Annotated in this window: 16 protein-coding genes, 1 tRNA gene and 1 riboswitch; of the genes, 11 read left to right on the forward strand and 6 right to left on the reverse strand. The window is 72.2% G+C overall.

The window, feature by feature from the left end:
- Positions 1 to 319 precede the first annotated feature (319 nt).
- The 6 genes from paaA (at position 320) to IE294_RS20070 (ending at position 5,331) form a co-directional block, all read left to right on the forward strand.
- Positions 320 to 1,336, forward strand: a complete 1,017-nt coding sequence (gene paaA, locus IE294_RS20045; protein ID WP_189888025.1) for a 1,2-phenylacetyl-CoA epoxidase subunit PaaA — start codon at positions 320 to 322, stop codon at positions 1,334 to 1,336.
- Positions 1,333 to 1,620 (forward strand): 1,2-phenylacetyl-CoA epoxidase subunit PaaB, encoded by a 288-nt coding sequence (paaB, locus tag IE294_RS20050; protein WP_014673816.1) that lies wholly within the window; start codon positions 1,333 to 1,335, stop codon positions 1,618 to 1,620. Before paaA ends, paaB begins: the two co-directional genes overlap by 4 nt.
- Positions 1,617 to 2,372 (forward strand): 1,2-phenylacetyl-CoA epoxidase subunit PaaC, encoded by a 756-nt coding sequence (paaC, locus tag IE294_RS20055; protein ID WP_189888028.1) that lies wholly within the window; start codon positions 1,617 to 1,619, stop codon positions 2,370 to 2,372. The genes paaB and paaC overlap by 4 nt, the downstream gene beginning before the upstream one ends.
- Positions 2,366 to 2,944, forward strand: coding sequence for a 1,2-phenylacetyl-CoA epoxidase subunit PaaD (gene paaD / locus IE294_RS20060; protein ID WP_189888031.1), 579 nt, complete (start codon positions 2,366 to 2,368; stop codon positions 2,942 to 2,944). The genes paaC and paaD overlap by 7 nt, the downstream gene beginning before the upstream one ends.
- A complete protein-coding gene (locus tag IE294_RS20065; protein ID WP_189888033.1) occupies positions 2,944 to 4,008 on the forward strand; it encodes a 2Fe-2S iron-sulfur cluster-binding protein in 1,065 nt (354 codons plus the stop codon). Before paaD ends, IE294_RS20065 begins: the two co-directional genes overlap by 1 nt.
- Before the next feature lie 180 nt (positions 4,009 to 4,188).
- Positions 4,189 to 5,331, forward strand: coding sequence for an acyl-CoA dehydrogenase family protein (locus tag IE294_RS20070; RefSeq protein ID WP_189888036.1), 1,143 nt, complete (start codon positions 4,189 to 4,191; stop codon positions 5,329 to 5,331).
- A 108-nt stretch (positions 5,332 to 5,439) separates the two neighbouring features.
- Here the strand turns inward: IE294_RS20070 and IE294_RS20075 are convergent, their stop codons facing one another.
- From IE294_RS20075 to IE294_RS20100, 6 genes are all read right to left on the reverse strand, one after another.
- Positions 5,440 to 5,769: a rhodanese-like domain-containing protein gene (locus tag IE294_RS20075; RefSeq protein ID WP_014673811.1), complete on the reverse strand. Its 330-nt coding sequence runs from the start codon at positions 5,767 to 5,769 to the stop codon at positions 5,440 to 5,442.
- A 49-nt stretch (positions 5,770 to 5,818) separates the two neighbouring features.
- Positions 5,819 to 6,631 carry a hypothetical protein gene (locus IE294_RS20080; RefSeq protein ID WP_189888038.1) on the reverse strand — a complete coding sequence of 271 codons (813 nt, stop codon included), beginning with the start codon at positions 6,629 to 6,631 and terminating at the stop codon, positions 5,819 to 5,821.
- Positions 6,632 to 6,885: 254 nt separating this feature from the next.
- Positions 6,886 to 8,373 (reverse strand): DUF2252 domain-containing protein, encoded by a 1,488-nt coding sequence (locus tag IE294_RS20085; RefSeq protein WP_373315836.1) that lies wholly within the window; start codon positions 8,371 to 8,373, stop codon positions 6,886 to 6,888.
- 152 nt (positions 8,374 to 8,525) lie between these two features.
- On the reverse strand, positions 8,526 to 9,026 hold the full coding sequence (locus tag IE294_RS20090; RefSeq protein ID WP_189888044.1) for a DUF3293 domain-containing protein: 501 nt from the start codon (positions 9,024 to 9,026) through the stop codon (positions 8,526 to 8,528).
- Positions 9,027 to 9,071: 45 nt separating this feature from the next.
- Positions 9,072 to 9,187, reverse strand: a riboswitch (SAM riboswitch).
- A gap of 70 nt (positions 9,188 to 9,257) precedes the next feature.
- On the reverse strand, positions 9,258 to 12,518 hold the full coding sequence (locus IE294_RS20095) for an FG-GAP-like repeat-containing protein (protein WP_229917235.1): 3,261 nt from the start codon (positions 12,516 to 12,518) through the stop codon (positions 9,258 to 9,260).
- Between the two features lie 331 nt (positions 12,519 to 12,849).
- Positions 12,850 to 12,933: transfer RNA gene (locus tag IE294_RS20100), tRNA-Leu, on the reverse strand.
- Between the two features lie 447 nt (positions 12,934 to 13,380).
- Here IE294_RS20100 and IE294_RS20105 point away from each other — a divergent pair.
- The 5 genes from IE294_RS20105 (at position 13,381) to IE294_RS20125 (ending at position 19,481) form a co-directional block, all read left to right on the forward strand.
- Positions 13,381 to 14,250, forward strand: a complete 870-nt coding sequence (locus IE294_RS20105; RefSeq protein ID WP_189888050.1) for an FHA domain-containing protein — start codon at positions 13,381 to 13,383, stop codon at positions 14,248 to 14,250.
- A 10-nt stretch (positions 14,251 to 14,260) separates the two neighbouring features.
- Entirely contained in the window at positions 14,261 to 14,791 is a 531-nt protein-coding gene (locus IE294_RS20110; RefSeq protein ID WP_014673804.1) for an FHA domain-containing protein FhaB/FipA, read from the forward strand.
- Positions 14,792 to 14,931: 140 nt separating this feature from the next.
- Complete coding sequence (locus IE294_RS20115; RefSeq protein ID WP_189888053.1) at positions 14,932 to 16,524, forward strand: Stp1/IreP family PP2C-type Ser/Thr phosphatase; 1,593 nt, start codon at positions 14,932 to 14,934, stop codon at positions 16,522 to 16,524.
- A 27-nt stretch (positions 16,525 to 16,551) separates the two neighbouring features.
- Entirely contained in the window at positions 16,552 to 17,997 is a 1,446-nt protein-coding gene (locus IE294_RS20120; RefSeq protein ID WP_189888055.1) for an FtsW/RodA/SpoVE family cell cycle protein, read from the forward strand.
- Positions 17,994 to 19,481 (forward strand): peptidoglycan D,D-transpeptidase FtsI family protein, encoded by a 1,488-nt coding sequence (locus IE294_RS20125; protein WP_189888058.1) that lies wholly within the window; start codon positions 17,994 to 17,996, stop codon positions 19,479 to 19,481. Before IE294_RS20120 ends, IE294_RS20125 begins: the two co-directional genes overlap by 4 nt.
- The last annotated feature ends 20 nt before the right edge of the window (positions 19,482 to 19,501 follow it).

Consider the following 19,501-nt stretch of genomic DNA (forward strand, 5'->3'; position numbering starts at 1 on the left):
GCATGGTTCACGAGGGCCACTTCTCGGCGCTCGCACGGAACGGTACTCAGCCCCGGGCACCGGGCGCAGCCCCGGGTACGGGCCACCGTGGTGGTCCTCGCCACGCGCCACCGCTCCTGACGCCGGTCGCGGGTCCGACCTGCCGTGCCTTGTCCGCCCTTGTCCACAGGCTGTGGGCGCAGTTTTCCACAGCGGTTGACACCTACCGCGGCCCGGCACACCATGGACTACGCATGGACCGAACGATCGGTCGGTACCTTGTCCGGGGACGTACGGACCGGACGGGGTTCACCGCAGAGCCCGAGGTCAGGGGGACCGCATGGCCACAGCAGCCGCGCAGCGCACGGCCCGCGCCGAGGCGGACGGCACACCGGACACCGCCGGCACGGCGGCCTACCAGCGCGCCTTCGACGCGGCCGTGGCCGCCGACGAACGCATCGAACCACGCGACTGGATGCCCGACGCCTACCGCGCGACCCTGGTCCGGCAGATCGCCCAGCACGCGCACTCCGAGATCATCGGCATGCAGCCGGAGGCCAACTGGATCACCCGCGCGCCCTCCTTGCGCCGCAAGGCGATCCTGATGGCCAAGGTCCAGGACGAGGCCGGCCACGGCCTGTACCTGTACAGCGCGGCCGAGACCCTCGGCACCAGCCGCGACGAGCTGCTCGACAAACTGCACAGTGGCCGCCAGAAGTACTCCTCGATCTTCAACTACCCCACCCTGACCTGGGCCGACGTCGGCGCGATCGGCTGGCTGGTGGACGGCGCCGCGATCACCAACCAGGTCCCCCTGTGCCGCTGCTCCTACGGCCCCTACGCCCGCGCGATGGTGCGGATCTGCAAGGAGGAGTCCTTCCACCAGCGCCAGGGCTACGAACTGCTGCTGGCCCTCAGCAAGGGCACCCCCGAGCAGCACGCCATGGCCCAGGACGCCGTGGACCGCTGGTGGTGGCCGTCACTGATGATGTTCGGCCCGCCCGACGACGAGTCCCAGCACTCCGCGCAGTCGATGGAATGGAAGATCAAGCGCCACTCCAACGACGAGCTGCGCCAGCGCTTCGTGGACATCTGCGTCCCGCAGGCCGAGTCCCTGGGCCTCACCCTCCCCGACCCGGAGCTGCGGTGGAACGAGGAGCGGGGGCACTACGACTTCGGTCCGATCGACTGGACGGAGTTCTGGGAGGTCCTCAAGGGCAACGGCCCCTGCAACGACCAGCGGATCACCCAGCGCAGGCGCGCCCACGACGAGGGCGCGTGGGTACGGGAAGCGGCCGCGGCCTACGCGGCCAAGCACACCGGCGGCACCGGTGAGACAGGAGCGACGCGAGCATGAGCACCACCGACTGGCCCCTGTGGGAGGTCTTCGTGCGCTCCCGGCGCGGCCTCTCCCACACCCACGCCGGCAGCCTGCACGCGCCCGACGCCGAGCTGGCCCTGCGCAACGCCCGCGACCTGTACACCCGGCGCGGCGAGGGCGTCTCCATCTGGGTCGTCCCCGCCGCCGCGATCACCGCGTCCTCGCCGGACGAGAAGGACCCGTTCTTCGAGCCGGCCGCCGACAAGCCCTACCGGCACCCGACCTTCTACGAGATCCCGGAAGGGGTGAAGCACCTGTGACCGCCACCGGCCCCGCGGCCCGCCCCGCCACCGGCTCCGCCCCCGTCCCGGTGACCGCCGCGCTCGCCCTCGGCGACGACGCCCTGGTGCTCTCCCACCGCCTGGGGGAGTGGGCAGGGCACGCCCCCGTCCTGGAGGAGGAGGTGGCCCTCGCCAACATCGCCCTGGACCTGCTCGGCCAGGCCCGGGTGCTGCTGTCCCTGGCCGGCGACGAGGACGAGCTGGCCTATCTGCGCGAGGAACGCGCCTTCCGCAACCTCCAGTTGGTCGAGCAGCCGAACGGCGACTTCGCGCACACCATCGCCCGCCAGCTGTACTTCTCCACCTACCAGCAGCTGCTCTACGCCGAACTCGCCGCGGACGACGGCCCGTTCGCTCCGCTGGCCGCGAAGGCGGTGAAGGAGGTCGCCTACCACCGCGACCACGCCGAGCAGTGGACGCTGCGGCTCGGTGACGGCACCGAGACCAGCCACGAGCGGATGCGGCGGGCCTGCGACGCGCTGTGGCGGTTCACCGGCGAGATGTTCCAGCCGGTGGAGGGCCTGACCGCCGACTGGGCCCGCCTGGAGGAGCGCTGGCTGGAGTCCGTCACCGACGTGCTCGGCCGGGCCGGCCTCCCCGTCCCGGAGGGCCCGCGCACCGGAGCCTGGTCGGCGGGCGCCGGCCGGCAGGGCCTGCACACCGAGCCGTTCGGCCGGATGCTCGCCGAGATGCAGCACCTGCACCGCAGCCACCCGGGGGCGTCATGGTGACCGCCACCGCCCTGGAGGAGCGGCTGCTGGAGCTGGCCGGCGCGGTGCCCGACCCCGAACTGCCCGTGCTCACACTGCGCGAACTGGGCGTGCTCCGCGCGGTGCGTGTCCACACCGGCGACGCGGTGGAGGTCGACCTGACCCCCACCTACACCGGCTGCCCGGCCATCGAGGCGATGAGCCTCGACATCGAGCGGGTGCTGCGCGCCCACGGCATGCGCGAGGTCACCGTCCGCACGGTGCTCAGCCCCGCCTGGTCCACCGACGACATCACCTCCGAAGGGCGCGAGAAACTCAGGGAGTTCGGCATCGCCCCGCCGCGTGTGCGCCACGGGGACGGCCCGGTGCCGCTGACCCTCGGCCCGACCCGCACACAAGCCCCGCAAGCCCCGCACGCCACGCCGGCCGCCCCGGACCTCCACGTGACGGACACCGCGACCGAACCGGTCCGCTGCCCGCACTGCGGATCGGCCGACACCGAACTGCTGAGCCGGTTCTCCTCCACCGCGTGCAAGGCGCTGCGCCGCTGCCTGGCCTGCCGTGAACCGTTCGACCACTTCAAGGAGTTGTGATGGCCCGTTTCCACCCGCTCCCGGTGGCCGCGGTCGACCGGATCACCGACGACTCCGTCGCCCTCACCTTCTCCGTCCCGCCCGACCTGCGCGAGGAGTACCGGCACGCCCCCGGCCAGCATCTCGCGCTGCGCCGCCGGGTCGACGGCACGGAGATCCGGCGCACCTACTCGATCTGCTCCCCCGCCCCCGATCCGGACGGCGAGGGCCCGGACTGCCTGCGGGTGGGGGTGCGGCTGGTCGAGGACGGGGCCTTCTCGGCGTACGCGCTGAAGGAGATCAACGTCGGGGACGAGCTGGAGGTGATGACCCCGGCGGGCCGCTTCACGCTGGAACCGGCGCCGGGCCTGTACGCGGCGGTCGTCGGCGGCAGCGGCATCACCCCGGTGCTGTCCATCGTCGCCACGCTGCTGGCGCGCGAGCCGGCGGCCCGGTTCTGTCTGATACGCGGCGACCGCACGGCCGCGTCGACGATGTTCCTGGAGGAGGTCGCCGACCTGAAGGACCGCTATCCGGAGCGGCTCCAGCTGGTGACCGTGCTCTCCCGGGAGGAACAGCAGGCGGGCCTGCCGTCCGGCCGCCTCGACCGGGAGCGGCTCACCGGGCTGCTGCCCGCGCTGCTGCCGGTGGGCGAGGTGGCGGGCTGGTTCCTGTGCGGGCCGTACGGGCTGGTGCGGGGCGCGGAGCAGGCGCTGCGCGCACTGGGCGTGGCCCGGGACCGGATCCACCAGGAGATCTTCCACGTGGACGCGGGCTCGGCCCCGGCGGCCACGGCTCCGGCGCCCGCGCACAGCACCGTCACCGCACGGCTCGACGGCCGCGGCGGCACCTGGCCGGTGCGGGAGGGAGAGTCGCTGCTGGAGACGGTGCTGCGCAACCGGCCCGACGCGCCCTACGCCTGCAAGGGCGGGGTGTGCGGGACCTGCCGGGCCTTCCTGGTCACGGGCGAGGTCCGCATGGACCGCAACTTCGCGCTGGAGACGGAGGAGACGGAGGCCGGGTATGTGCTGGCCTGCCAGTCCCATCCGCTGACGGAAAGGGTGGAGCTGGACTTCGACCGCTGAGACCCGCGGGACCGTTCCCTTCTCCTGAAACCTGTTCTATCTTGACGGACCGTCAGATCGTCTGACCGTCGGCACGCCAGACCGGCACACCGGCACACCGGCACACCGGCACACCGCCGGACGATCGGACGACCTGATGACCGGATCACCGGATCACCGGACCCGCCAGGAGGACAGGCCGTGGACTTCACCTTCAGCGAGGAGCAGCAGGCGGCGGCCGAGGCGGCGCGCGGGGTGTTCGCCGGGGTCGCGCCGGACGCGGTGCCCAGTCCAGCGCTCACCATCGGCGCCGTCGCCGAGGGCTTCGACCGGGCGCTGTGGTCCCGGCTCGCCGACGCGGACCTGCTGAGCCTGCTGCTGGCCGAGGCGCACGGCGGTGCGGGTCTGGACGCCATCGCGCTGTGCCTGGTGCTGCGCGAGGCCGGCCGGGTGCTGGCCCGGGTGCCGCTGCTGGAGCACTGCGCCGCCGCGGCGGCCGTGCAGACCTACGGCAGCCCGGAGCTTGCGGACCGGCTGCTGGTCCAGGCAGGCCGGGGCGAGCTGGTGCTGACCGTCGCGGCACAGGGCCGTACCGGCCACGACCCGGCCGAACTGGCCGTCACCGCACGGCGGGAGGGGCGGACCTGGCTGCTGGAGGGGGTGCAGACGGCGGTGCCGTGGGCGTTCGACGCGGACCTGGTCGTCGTACCGGCGCACGTCGAGGGCACGGCCGGCGATGCGGCCGTGCTGGCGCTGGTGCCGCGCGAGGCGGACGGGCTGGTACTCGCGGAGCAGGTCTCCACCAGCGGTGAGCGGCTGGCCGAGCTGCGGCTGCGGTCCGTGCGGGTCGGGCCCGGTGAGGTGATCGAGGCCGACGGCGCCTGGGAGTGGCTGCGCGGGCTGCTGGTCACGGGCACCTGCGCGCTGGCACTCGGGCTGGGCGAGCGGGTGCTGCGGATGACCGGTGAGTACACCGGCAAGCGGGAGCAGTTCGGGTATCCGATCGCGACGTTCCAGGCGGTGGCCGTGCAGGCCGCGGACCGGTACATCGATCTGCGAGCCATGGAGGCCACCCTGTGGCAGGCCGCGTGGCGGATCGCCTCGGGGGCGCCGGGGGCGCTGCCCGTCGCCGGGGACGTCGCCGTGGCGAAGATCTGGGCGGCGGAGGGGGTACGGCGGGTGGTGCAGACCGCCCAGCATCTGCACGGCGGGTTCGGCGCGGACACCGACTACCCGCTGCACCGCTATCACGCCTGGGCCAAGCACCTGGAGCTCTCGCTCGGCCCGGCGGCGGCGTACGAGGAGGGGCTGGGCGACCTGCTGGCCACCCATCCCCTCGGCTGACCGGCGCCCGGCTGACCGGCGCCCGGGAGGCCGGGCATCAGGGGCCGGGACCGGGGGCCGAGAGGCCGGGAATCCAGGGCTGGGGACCGGCGCCCGGGAGGCCCGGGGCTACAGGACGAAACCCGGCTTGCCGTCGTCGGTGATGACGGGGCGGCCGGCCGCCTGCCAGTGCTGCATGCCGCCGTCGACGTTCACCGCGTCGACGCCCTGCTGGACCAGGTACATGGTGACCTGGGCGGAGCGGGCGCCCGAGCGGCAGATGACGTGGACGCGTCCGTCCTGCGGGGCGGCCTCGGTCAGCTCGCCGTAGCGGGCCACGAACTCGCTGAGGGGAATGTGCAGGGCTCCCCCGGCGTGGCCCGCCTGCCACTCGTCGTCCTCGCGGACGTCCAGCAGGAAGTCGCCGTCCTTGAGGTCCGTGACCTGGACCGTGGGCACACCAGCTCCGAAATTCATGGCTCCGACGCTACCCGAAGCGAGGGTCGGTTCAGTCCTGCCCCAGCAGGGCGGCCAGTTCCGCCTCCCGCTGGGTGATGTCGGCGCGCAGCCGGCCGGCGATCTCGTCGAGCAGTCCGTCGGGGTCGTCCGGCGCGAGGCGGAGCATGCCGGCGATCGCGCCGTCCTCCAGTTCGCGGGCGACGAGGGTGAGCAGTTCCTTGCGCTGGGCGAGCCATTCGAGGCGGGCGTACAGCTCCTCGACGGGGCTGGGGCGGCGCTCCGGCGGTACCGGTCCGGCGGCCCACTCCTCGGCCAGCTCCCTGAGCAGGGCCTCGTCGCCACGGGCATAGGCGGCGTTGACCCGGCTGAGGAACTCCTCGCGCCGCTTCCGCTCCGCTTCCTCCTGGGCCAGGTCGGGGTGCGCCTTGCGGGCCAGCTCGCGGTAGAGCTTGCGGGCCTCCTCGCTGGGCCGCACCCGTTGCGGGGGCCGCACCGGCTGGTCGGTGAGCATGGCGACGGCCTCCGGGAACAGGCCGTCACCGTCCATCCAGCCGTGCAGCAGCTCCTCCACGCCCGGGATCGGCGTCACCTGGGCACGGGCCTCAGCTGCGCGGCGGATGTCCTCGGGGTCGCCGGTGCGGGCGGCCTTCGCCTCGGCGATCTCCGCGTCCAGCTCCTCGATGCGGGTGTAGAGCGGGCCGAGTCGCTGTTCGTGGAGGCGGGCGAAGTTCTCGACCTCGACGCGGAAGGTCTCCACGGCGATCTCGTACTCGATCAACGCCTGCTCGGCGGCCCGTACGGCCTGTTCCAGCCGTTCCTCGGGGCGGGGGGCCTGGGACTGGCCGGCTTCCGGGGTTGTCACCCGCCCAGCGTAGCCGTTGCCCCGGCTCGGCCCGGGCGCGGTTCCCGCGCTTCCGGCACACCACCCCTCGGACCCCGCCACGCCACCCCTCGAACCCCGGGACACCACCCCTCGGACCCCGACAAACCCCCGTTTCAAAGCCGTCCCGCCCCCGCCCGGGAACCCGCACCTCCGCTCCCGGGGAACCCCCCTCACAGCCGCACCCCGCCCCCGGGACAGCCCTCACAACCGCCCCTCGCCCCCCGGAGCCGCCCTCAGACCCCCAGCTCCGCCTCGATCCGCCCCGCCCTGATCCCCGCGACCAGCTCGGCGTGGTCCGCCTCCGTGCGGTCGGCGTAGGCGACGGCGAACGCGGCCATCGCCTCGTCCAGTTCCTCGTTCTTGCCGCAGTAGCCGGCGACCAGCCGGGGGTCGGCGCTGTGGGAGTGGGCGCGGGCCAGCAGGGCGCCGGTCATGCGGCCGTAGTCGTCGATCTGGTCGGCGGCGAGGGCGGCCGGGTCGACGCTGCCCTTGCGGTTGCGGAACTGCCGCACCTGGTACGGGCGCCCCTCGACGGTGGTCCAGCCCAGCAAGGTGTCGCTGACGACCTGCATCCGCTTCTGCCCGAGGACCACGCGGCGCCCCTCGTGTGGCACCGCGGGCGCCTCGAAACCGGCCGTGACCAGGTGCGGGACGAGCGCGGAGGGACGGGCCTCCTTCACCTGGAGGACCAGGGGCTCGCCACGGTGGTCGAGGAGCAGGACGACGTAGGACCGGGTGCCGACGCTGCCGGTGCCGACCACCCGGAAGGCGACGTCGTGCACGGCGTGCCGGGCGAGCAGCGGGTGGCGGTCCTCGCCGAGGGTGTCGACGTACGACTCCAGGGACGCGGCGACCGCGGCGGCCTCCGCGTCCGGTACGCGGCGCAGCACCGGCGGCGCGGGCACGAACCGGCGTCCGCCGTCCGGCACCGGCTCGGTCGACTTCGCGGCGAACCGGCCGCTGGTGTTGGCCCGGGCCTTCTCCGAGACCCGCTGGAGCGTGCCGAGCAGGTCGTGGGCGTCGGTGTGGGAGACCAGTTCCTCGTCCGCGATGGCGTTCCAGGCGTCGAGCACGGGCAGCTTGGCGAGCAGCCGCATGGTACGGCGGTAGGCACCGGCCGCGTCCTGGGCCGCGGCGCGGCAGGTGTCCTCGTCGGCGCCCGCCTCGCGGCCGGCGAGCACCAGCGAGGCCACGAGCCGCTTGAGGTCCCACTCCCAGGGGCCGTGCGCGGTCTCGTCGAAGTCGTTGAGGTCGATGACGAGGTCGCCGCGGGCGTCGCCGTACAGCCCGAAGTTGGCCGCGTGGGCGTCACCGCAGATCTGGGTGCCGATCCTGGTGGTGGGGGTGCGCGCGAGGTCGTACGCCATGAGTGCGGCGGAGCCGCGCAGGAAGGCGAAGGGGGTGGCCGCCATCCGGCCCACGCGCAGCGGGGTCAGTTCGGCGATGCGGCCGGCGTTGGACTCGGCCACCGCGCTCACCGCGTCGGGGCGGGCGGCGTCCAGCTCCAGCGTGCGGTGGGCGGAGCGCGGCACACCCGTCCGGAGCGCCTTGCCCTCCTCCTTCGGCGAGCCCTGCGGCGGCCAGGCGGCGAACCCGCGCACCCGGGGCAGGCGGCGTGCGCCCCGGTCCGCCGCGTCCGTCGCTCCTACATCGGTTCCGGTCACCGCGACCGCCTTCCCCGCACGGCCCGCCCGCCTTCGAACAGGCGACGGTACGAACATCAACTCGGGGAGACCGTACAGCCGGTGGCCGAAAACCGTCAGCACCCTGGGGAAACTCAGCGCGCCCGCGGGTGAAGACCCTCAAGACCCTGAAGGCCCTGAAGGCCCTGAAGGCCCTCAAGACCCTGAAGATTCTCAAGACCTGAAGACCCTCAAGGCATTGAAGGCCCTGAAGGCCCTGAAGGCCGCTCTGTAGCCCGCCACCCGAGTGTCAGTGCCTCTTCGGCGCCGAAGCAGGTGAGCAGCCTCCATGCCGGCGCCGACCAGGCGAACACCGCGTCCTGCCCGAACTCCCGTCCCAGCGCGCGCGCTTCGTCGTCGCTCAGGCCGACGATCGCCGCGCTCTCCTCGGTGTGCCGGCCGTCCGGGTCACCGCCGACAGCGGGCCACCACGGAAGTCCCCGCCGGCGCAGCAGGCCGAGCAATTGCCGATGCGCGCGGTCGTTGTGCTGCCGGGAGGCGCGGGTGCCCCGGGGGTTGTGGGCCGTGACCACGTGGATGGTCTCCCCGTGCGGGACGGGGAACCGGCCCACCACCACCCCGGGCGGTGCCGGGGTGATGCGGACCGGTCCTCCGGGCAACTCCACGTCCACGACGGCCTGCTGGTAGAGGCCCCACTGGGACGTTCGCGTGATCGGGTTGCCGGCGGTCATGAGGGTCTCCGTCCGAGAGGGACCCCCTTACCCGCCGGGCAGGGAGATCCGCGCTTACCCCCACGGGACCGTGGGGGCCCGGTCTTCCCTGGAGGGCACCTTGCGCGGTGAGCGAGGTTGCCAGCCGACGCTCGTCCAGGGGCGCGATCGGCTTCGTGACCGAGGCGGATCCTGGCACGGGGCCCGGCGCAAAGTCCAGCCCAGGACCCGTGGCTGACGTCGCATCCGCCGTCACATGACGGCCGTGTACCCCTTCCACCCGGTGGCGATCTTCACTCGGCCCCCGAACGAGCCCTTGCCGTTGCCGTTGTAGCGCCACACGGTGCCCGCGGTGTCGCGGGCCACGAGGTCCGCGCGGCCGTCGCCGGTGAAGTCGCCCGCGCCGACGACCGCGTTGTAGGAGGCGCCCCAGTCGGCGAACACCTTGACGCGGGCCTTGAAGCCGCCCGTGCTCGTGGTGGTGGCCTCGTACCGCCACAGCTCGTTGGACTTGTCCTGGACGAGGAGGTCGCCGCGGCCGTCGCCGGTGAGGTCACCGGCGCCGACGATCTTCTTGTAGCCGGTCCAGTGGGAGGCGATCCTCGTGCGGGCGGAGAGCCTGCCGTTCGCCGCGCCCTTGAAGAGGTAGACGTCCCCGGTCGAGGACTGGCGGCCGATCAGGTCGGGCCGGCCGTCGCCGTTGACGTCGCCGGGTGAGGTCAGGACGTCGTACGCGTTCCAGCCGGAGGTGCCGAGCGAGGTGTACGGCGTGGCGGGCGTCGGGGCCTTGCCGCAGGCCGGGCGGTAGGCCCGCAGGGCGCCGCCGGTGCGGACCAGCACGTCGTTGCAGTGGTCGCCGTCCAGGTCGCCGAACGGCACGATCCGGGCGGTGGCCGGCCAGCCGGAGCCGGAGACCGTGCCGCCCAGCGTGCCCGTACCGGTGCCGCGCCGGACGGTGAGGGTGCCGGAGGAGCTGAGGGTGAGGACGTCACCGACCCCGTCGTTGCCGGCGTAGTCGCGCGGTGCCGCCGTCCCGGCGGTCACCTTGACGTCTCCGGAGAGGGTGAGCGCGGCGCCCCGGCCGTCGGCGGGCCGGGCGGTGAGGGTCCAGGTGTAGGCGCCGTTGGCGACCAGGCGACCCGCGGTGTCCCTGCCGTCCCAGGCGGCCGTCAGCAGGCCCCGGGCCGTGCCGCCGGAGAGCGTACGGACGGTGGCGCCGGACGTCTTCCGGCGGACGGTCACCTTCCAGTCGGCGGCGGGCTTGGACAGCCACCAGGTGCCGGACCAGTGCGCGGAGCCCGCGGTGACCGTGGCGTCGACGGCCGTGAGGGGGGACGCCGGGACGCCGGCCGGCACGACGTGCACGCGCTGGTCGCGGTCGGCGTAGGCGACGCCGCCGCCGAAGCGGTCCACGGTCCAGCTGCTCCCGGCCCCGGTGTTCTCCTGGCCGAGGTCGGTCCAGTCGGCCAGCTCGCGGCTCGGCAGGTCGGTGTGACTGCCGCCGGCCGGCAGCCCGTTGTGCAGGTCGAGCAACCTCAGCCCGCTGTCCGACTGGGTGCCGGGAACCCGCTCGACCAGGTATCCGTCCCCGAGCAGGACCCGGCTGTCCGGGGCGGTGGAGGTGCGCTTGGTCGTGCGGTCGTACAGGCCCGCGCCGTGTACGTCGCCCCAGGCGTCCCGGCAGACCCAGTAGACGAAGCGGCCCACGGCCTGGAGGTCGGACGGGGTGCAGCCGTCGCGGGTGGTGAAGGACTCGACGGCGGTTCCCGCGGGGAGCCGGGTGGCCGTGACCTTCCCGCCGCTCGCCGCGCCGCTCCACAGGGTGTTCCCCCACACGGCCGCGGCGACCCGGTCCCGCTTGAGCAGGACCTTGCCCGCCCCGGCGGTGGCGAACCCACCGATGTACTGCTTGCCGGAGGAGGCGCCGTCGACGACGGCGTACCGCCCGGAGAGGTCCGTGAGCTCCGGGGAGTCGTCGCCGGTGTCGAGGGTCGGGCCCCAGTCGACGGCGCCGTTGGCGCGCAGCATGGTCAGGCCGGACTCGGTGGAGTCGCGGCGGCCGTGGCGGCCGGTGCCGTCGGCGAACATCCGGATGCAGCGGGGCGTGGTCTCGTCGCAGAAGCCGTCCCAGCCGCTGACCAGGCCGTCCACGGTGGTCCGTGCGGGGCTCGGGGTGCCGCTCGTGGTGAGCCAGGTGCTGCGGTAGGCGCCGAGGATCGTGTGCGGCTCGTAGAGCGTGCTGTTGTCGGCCGTGGTGAGGATGCCGCTGCCGAGGGAGAGTCCGTGGACCTGCGCGGGCATCGGCTGTACGGCGGTCAGGCGGCTGCGGGTGACCGAGCCGTCGGCGCCCTGGGCGACCCGGTACACGCCCCAGTCGAGGTCGCCCCGGTCGACGTACGCCGCGGCGCCCGCCACCAGGACGGAGCCGTCCGGGGCCTGGACGAGCTGATGGGCGGCCGGGTCCATGACCTTGGTCAGGGCGGTGTCCGAGCCGTCGGACGTGAGGGCGAACAGGGGCTGGCCCCGGTACTTGTCGTCACCCGGCGACATCGGCTCGACGCCCAGCAGTGCCGAGCCGACGACGCCGTAGGCGGCCTGGTACGTCAGCGAACTCGTCTCCAGGGTGCGGGGTGTGGCGGCCGGGTCGGCCCGGTCGAGCAGGTCCGCCTTGCCGCGTCCGGTGCGCAGCCGCAGCACCGTGCCGGGGCTCAGCCGGAAGCCGGTCACCTCCCAGGCCTCCTGCGGATCGGGCCGGTCGGGCAGCGCCTCCGCCACGCCGGTGGCGAGGTCGACGATGCTCCAGTGGCTGCCGTCCTCCGTCTGCCAGCGCAGGATGACGGACCGTGCGTCACCGTCCTCGACGCGGATGTCGTGGGCGCCGCCGGGCAGCCCCGTCACCGGCGTCCGGCGGACCTCGCCGTCGTCGGCCCTCAGGAGCTGGTAGGCGTCCGGGTTCCCGGCGAGGTCGCTCGTGCTGGTGAGCACGGTGTCGCCGAACGTGCCCTCGTACGTGTGGCCCTCGGGCACCGGCACCACCGCGCTGCCGGTGCCGGGCGTTTCCGCGCCTCGCACGAGCGTGACCTGCGCGTCCTCCTCCGAGTAGAGGGCGACGGTGTCCGACCCGTCCCCGTAGTGGCCGGGTTCGAAGGAGACGTCCCCGCGGTAGGAGCCGTTGTCGATGTCGTACTGGAGCGGGACCGGCATGCGCTGGTCCAGCGCGGTGGTGGCGCCGGTGGCGTAGTCCGTCCACAGGAACCGGTCGTCGCCCTCCTGCACCCACAGGAAGCCGCTGGTCCCGGCGTTGAGGATCCGGGTGAACCGGGGGACGGCCCGCGCGGCGGCGGGCAGGACGAGTTCTCCCGCGGAGACCGTGGGCGCGGCCGGCGCGGCCGTCGCGGGCGTGTTCGCGAGGGGCAGGGCGAGGCCGAGCGCCGCCGCGAGGACGGCCGCGGTGCGTCGTGCCGGGTGTGATGCGGGCTGGGGTCTGTGCCGGTGCGTACCGAGTCGGGCCACCGTTCCTCCAGGGAGCAGGGGTGGCATGGGCGGAGGTACGGCAACGCTCTGGCATCCCCTCCGGCCCCCCGGCCGCTCCCCCCACGCGCGCGTGCGGAGAAGGCTAACAGCATGGACATGACGCCCTCGGCGGGATTTCCGGGGAGGGTTCCCGGGGAAGAGCGGAGGCCCGGCACCCAGACCCCGGGCCCTGCCCGTGACTTAGTTCACAGACGGGTCCACGCACGGCGACACCTGGCTGGGCGATCCCTCACAACTCCGAATACAACGAGAAACGGGCCCCTGCCGTGACTTCCGTCACCGGCAGAGACCCGTCTCATCGGTTTCTCTGTGCGCGAGGGGGGAGTTGAACCCCCACGCCCTTTCGGGCACTGGAACCTGAATCCAGCGCGTCTGCCTATTCCGCCACCCGCGCATTGGGTGTGTCTTCCGTTTCCGGCCCTCTCGGCCCGGCCCCTTCCGACACCCAGAACATTAGCACGTCGTACGGGGTGGATTCACATCGCTTCCCACCGGCCCCGAGCCCCGGCGCGCGCGGCGTACCGCCTCAACGACGCGCCCGCCGAACGCCGCACGTATCAGGGAGACGCGCTTCTCGTATCAACCTCGTACCGGTCCAGGCCATCTGCCCGGGAGGCGGACCGGGTCCGCAGCCGGGTGCGGGACACTGGACTTCGCGCGCCTCTACGATCCATGGCAGCAGGACACGCACCCGGGAGTTCGAAGGGGAGCCGCTGGGGGAACCGGCTGTTTGGCGGGCGCGTAGATACGATCAGTGAGCAGTACCCGCAGTACCCGCAGTACCCGGCAAGGCAACGGCACAGAACAGGCAAGACGACGGCAGGGACGGAGGAGGTGCCCCATGGGAGTCCTGAAGAAGTTCGAGCAGCGTCTCGAAGGTCTGGTGAACGGCACCTTCGCCAAGGTCTTCAAGTCCGAGGTCCAGCCCGTGGAGATCGCCGGAGCGCTCCAGCGGGAGTGCGACAACAACGCCACCATCTGGAACCGTGACCGGACCGTCGTGCCCAACGACTTCATCGTGGAGCTGAGCGCGCCGGACCACGAGCGCCTCAGCCCCTACTCCGGGCAGCTCGGCGACGAGCTGGCCGGCATGGTGCGCGACTACGCCAAGCAGCAGCGCTACACCTTCATGGGCCCGATCAAGGTCAACCTGGAGAAGGCCGACGACCTGGACACCGGCCTGTACCGGGTGCGCTCGCGCACCCTCGCCTCCTCCAGTAACCAGCAAGGGGCGCCGCAGGCTCCCGGCGCGCCGGCGCCCGGCCGCCCCGCGGCGGGCGCCCCCGGCGGCTACGGCTACCCGCCGGCCGCCCCGCCCGCCGGCGCGCCCCCGATGCCGTCCGCACCGCCGCCCGGCACCCGCCCCGGCGGCTACGGTTACCCGCAGCCCGCCACACAGCGGCCGGCCGCGGCCCCGATGAGCGGCGCGCGCACCCGCTACTGGATCGAGATCAACGGCACCCGCCATCAGATCTCCCGCCCGACGCTGGTGCTGGGCCGCAGCACCGACGCCGACGTGCGGATCGACGACCCCGGCGTGTCCCGCCGGCACTGCGAGATCCGGACCGGAACGCCCTCGACGATCCAGGATCTCGGCTCCACCAACGGCATCGTGGTGGACGGGCAGCACACCACCCGCGCTACGCTCCGCGACGGCTCGCGGATCGTCGTGGGCAGCACCACCGTTATCTATAGGCAAGCCGAAGGGTGAAGCGGGGGCAATGTCAGAGCTGACCCTCACGGTCATGCGGCTGGGTTTCCTGGCCGTACTGTGGCTGTTCGTGATCGTGGCCGTGCAGGTCATCCGGAGCGACCTGTTCGGTACGCGCGTCACCCAGCGCGGATCGCGTAGGGAAGCGGCCCGGCCGCAGCAGACGGGCCGGCAGCAGACCCGGCAGCAGGCCGCGCCCCCGCCGCAGCGCGGCCAGCAGGGCGGCGGCGGCCGGCGTGGCCGCAACGCCCCCACCAAGCTGGTGGTGACCGAGGGCACACTCACCGGCACCACCGTCGCGTTGCAGGGCCAGACGATCACCCTGGGCCGGGCGCACGACTCCACGATCGTGCTGGACGACGACTACGCCTCCAGCCGCCATGCCAGGATCTACCCGGACCGTGACGGCCAGTGGATCATCGAGGATCTCGGTTCCACCAACGGCACCTACCTGGACCGGTCCCGGCTGACGACCCCCACACCGATCCCGCTGGGCGCGCCGATCCGCATCGGCAAGACCGCAATCGAGCTGCGGAAGTAGTGCTACGTCATGAATGAGCGCGAGCGGAGCGAGCACGCAGCGGCAGACCGCCACCCGGTCTCCGACGCGCTCCCGACCGGAGGGTGGGCAGTGTGGCTCGACACGACCGGCTGCATTCGGAGCCGACGGGCGAGGTGCGCATGAGTCTGTCACTGCGCTTCGCCGCCGGATCGCACAAGGGCATGATCCGGGAGGGCAACGAGGACTCCGGTTACGCCGGTCCGCGCCTGCTCGCCATCGCCGACGGCATGGGCGGCCAGGCGGCGGGCGAGGTCGCCTCCTCCGAGGTGATCTCCACCCTGGTCACGCTCGACGACGACGTGCCCGGCTCCGACATCCTCACCTCCCTCGGCGTGGCCGTGCAGCGCGCCAACGACCAGCTGCGCGCCATGGTGGAGGAGGACCCCCAGCTCGAAGGCATGGGGACGACACTGACCGCGCTGCTGTGGACCGGCCAGCGGCTCGGTCTCGTGCACGTCGGCGACTCGCGCGCGTACCTGCTCCGGGACGGTGTGCTCACCCAGATCACCCAGGACCACACCTGGGTGCAGCGGCTCGTGGACGAGGGCCGGATCACCGAGGAAGAGGCCACCACCCACCCGCAGCGCTCGCTGCTGATGCGCGCCCTCGGCAGCGGCGACCACGTCGAGCCCGACCTGTCGGTCCGCGAGGTCCGGGCCGGCGACCGCTATCTGATCTGCTCCGACGGCCTGTCCGGCGTGGTCTCCCACCAGACGATGGAGGAGACCCTCGCCAGCTACCAGGGCCCGCAGGAGACCGTGCAGGAGCTCATCCAGCTCGCGCTGCGCGGCGGCGGCCCCGACAACATCACGGTCATCGTCGCCGACGTGCTCGACCTGGACACCGGTGACACCCTCGCCGGGCAGCTGTCCGACCAGCCCGTCGTGGTCGGCGCCGTCGCCGAGAACCAGAACCACCTGCACGACAACGGCATCATGCAGACCCCGGCGGGCCGCGCCTCCCACCTGGGCCGGCAGGGCCAGGGGCACGGCGGCGGCGAGTTCGGCCCGCCCGGCTCCGGCGACACCGCCGGCTACGTCCCGGCCGACGGCTTCGGCGACTACGCCGACGACGACTTCACCAAGCCGCGCAAGCGGCGCGGATGGCTGAAGACCTCGCTCTACGGCGTCCTCGCCCTCGCCGTCGTCGGCGGCGGCCTGTACGGCGGCTACCGCTGGACGCAGACCCAGTACTACGTCGGCACCAAGGACGAGCACGTCGCGCTGTACCGCGGGATCAGCCAGGACCTGGCCTGGGTGTCGCTGTCGAAGGTGGAGAAGGACCACCCCGAGATCGAACTCAAGTACCTGCCGCCGTACCAGCAGAAGCAGGTGAAGGCGACGATCGCGGAGGGCGGTCTGGAGGCGGCCCGGACGAAGGTCCAGGAGCTGGCCGTGCAGGCGTCCGCCTGCCGCAAGCAGGCCGAGCGCCAGGCGGCCGAGCGCGCGCGGGACGACGCCAAGGGCGGCCAGGACAAGACCGGCGGCGCCAACAGCTCCGGCGGCACCGGAACGTCCACGGGCACCACCACGCAGACCGCCTTCGTCAAGGCCTCCCCGACGCCGAACACGACCCCGAACCCGTCGGCCTCGAAGACGTCCCCGACGTCCCCTTCGAAGTCTCCGTCCACGACCCCGTCCGCGACCCCCAGCCCCGGCCCGACTCTCTCGGAGGACGAGCAGAAGGTCGTCTCGCTGTGCGGTAAGCAGTAGGCAAGCCGTGAGAGGCCCTGTCACACGATGAGCAGTACTACGAACTCGCCGACGCACCACACGTCCACGATCGGCGCGATCGGCGCGCCGAGCCGCCGCAACACCGAGCTGGCCCTGCTGGTCTTCGCCGTGGCCATCCCCGTGTTCGCCTACGCGAACGTGGGCCTGGCCATCGACGGCCAGGTCCCCGCGGGCCTGCTGAGCTACGGCCTCGGGCTGGGTCTGCTGGCAGCCGTCGCCCATCTCGTCGTACGGAAGTTCGCCCCGTACGCCGACCCGCTGCTGCTGCCGCTCGCCACCCTGCTCAACGGGCTCGGACTGGTGTGCATCTGGCGGCTGGACCAGTCCAAGCTGCTCCAGCAGATCCATGTCGCGGGCGGCAAGGCGACCAACCAGCTGATCTACACGGCGATGGGCATCGCGCTGTTCGTAGCGGTGCTGATCTTCCTCAAGGACCACCGCACGCTCCAGCGCTACACCTACATCTCCATGGTGGCCGCGCTGTTCCTGCTGCTCCTGCCGCTGGTCCCGGGCCTGGGCGCGGACGTGTACGGCGCCAAGATCTGGATCTCGATCGGCAGCTTCACCATCCAGCCCGGTGAGTTCGCCAAGATCGTGCTGGCGGTGTTCTTCGCCGGCTACCTGATGGTCAAGCGCGACGCGCTCGCGCTCGCCAGCCGCCGCTTCATGGGCATGTACCTGCCGCGCGGTCGCGACCTCGGCCCGATCCTCGTCGTCTGGGCGATCTCGATCCTCATCCTGGTCTTCGAGACCGACCTCGGTACGTCGCTGCTGTTCTTCGGCATGTTCGTGATCATGCTGTACGTCGCCACCGAGCGGACCAGCTGGATCGTCTTCGGTCTGCTGATGTCCGCCGCCGGCGCCATCGGCGTGGCCAGCTTCGAACCGCACATCAAGGTCCGTGTGCAGGCCTGGCTCGACCCGATGCGCGAGTACACGCTCAGCCGCACCCCCGGCGTCCCCGGTGTCCACTCCGACCAGCTCCAGCAGGCGCTGTGGGCGTTCGGCTCCGGCGGCACCCTCGGCACCGGCTGGGGCCAGGGCCACTCCGAGCTGATCCGGTTCGCCGCCAACTCCGACTTCATCCTCGCCACCTTCGGCGAGGAGCTGGGCCTGGCCGGCATCATGGCGATCCTGCTGATCTACGGCCTGATCGTGGAGCGCGGCGTGCGCACCGCCCTCGCCGCCCGCGACCCCTTCGGCAAGCTGCTCGCCATCGGCCTGTCCGGCGCCTTCGCGCTCCAGGTCTTCGTCGTGGCCGGCGGTGTGATGGGCCTCATCCCGCTGACCGGTATGACGATGCCGTTCCTCGCCTACGGTGGTTCGTCGGTCATCGCCAACTGGGCGCTGATCGGCGTCCTGATCCGCATCAGCGACACCGCCCGCCGCCCGGCGCCCGCCCCCGCCGCCAACCCTGACGCCGAGATGACCCAGGTGGTCCGCCCGTCATGAACAAACCCCTGCGCCGGATCGCGATCTTCTGCGGCCTCCTCGTCCTCACCCTGCTGCTGCGGGACAACTACCTCCAGTACGTCAGGGCCGACAAGCTCAAGGACGACCCGAACAACCGCCGCGTCACCATCGCCCGCTACGCCACTCCGCGCGGCGACATCATCGTGTCCGGCGGTGACCCGATCACCGGGTCCGCCCTGACCAGCAAGACCGGTCTGAACGACCTCAAGTACAAGCGGACCTACAAGAACGGCCCCATGTGGGCGCCGGTCACCGGCTACGCCTCGCAGGCCTTCGGCGCCACCCAGCTGGAGTCCATCGAGGACGGCATCCTCACCGGCAACGACGACCGGCTGTTCTTCCGCAAGACGCTGGACATGATCACCGGCAAGGAGCAGCAGGGCGGCAACGTCGTCACCACGCTCAACGCCGCCGCGCAGAAGGCGGCGTACGACGGTCTGAAGCAGCGCGGCGGCAAGGGCGCGGTCGTCGCCCTGGACCCCTCCACGGGCAAGATACTGGCGCTGGCCTCCTACCCGTCGTACGACCCCTCGTCGTTCGCGGGCAACACCAACGACGACGCCGCGGCCTGGAAGAAGCTCCAGAAGAAGTACAACCCCAACGACCCGATGCTGAACCGGGCGCTGCGCGAGACCTACCCGCCGGGCTCCACCTTCAAGGTGGTCACGGCCGCCGCGGCACTGGAGAACGGCAAGTACTCCTCGGCCGACGAGCGGACCGACTCGCCGCTGCCGTGGACCATGCCGGGCACCACGACCCAGCTGAAGAACGAGGGCAACATCCCGTGTGAGAACGCGACCATGCGGGTCGCGCTCCAGTACTCCTGCAACACCGTCTTCGGCAAGATCGGTTCCGACCTCGGCAACGACAAGATGCTCGCGGAAGCGAAGAAGTTCGGTTTCGACGCCGAGCAGTTCACCCCGGTCCGCTCCAGCGCCTCGGTGTTCTCGGACGGCATGAACCAGTCGCAGACCGCGCTGTCCTCCATCGGCCAGTACAACACCGCCGCCACCCCGCTCCAGATGGCCATGGTCGCCTCGGCCGTCGCCAACGACGGCAAGCTGATGAAGCCGTACATGGTCGACTCGCTCCAGTCCTCCAACCTGGACCCGGTCGCCACGACCAAGCCGGAGGAGCTGAGCCGGCCGCTGTCGCCGAAGAACGCGCAGATCCTCCAGGACATGATGCAGACGGTGGTCGAGAAGGGCACCGGTACGCGGGCGAAGATCGACGGCGTCACGGTCGGCGGCAAGACCGGTACCGCCCAGCACGGTGTAGAGAACAGCGAGAACCCGTACGCCTGGTTCATCTCCTACGCCAAACTCGGCGACGGCAGCTCGCCGGTCGCCGTGGCCGTGGTGATCGAGGACGAGAGCGCCAACCGCGACGACATCTCCGGTGGCGGTCTGGCCGCGCCGATCGCGAAGGACGTCATGAAGGCGGTCATCGACTCCAAGAAGTGACCGCCGCCGGCCACCGGGAG

Source organism: Streptomyces canarius, assembly GCF_014650735.1.
GTDB lineage: Bacteria > Actinomycetota > Actinomycetes > Streptomycetales > Streptomycetaceae > Streptomyces > Streptomyces olivaceoviridis.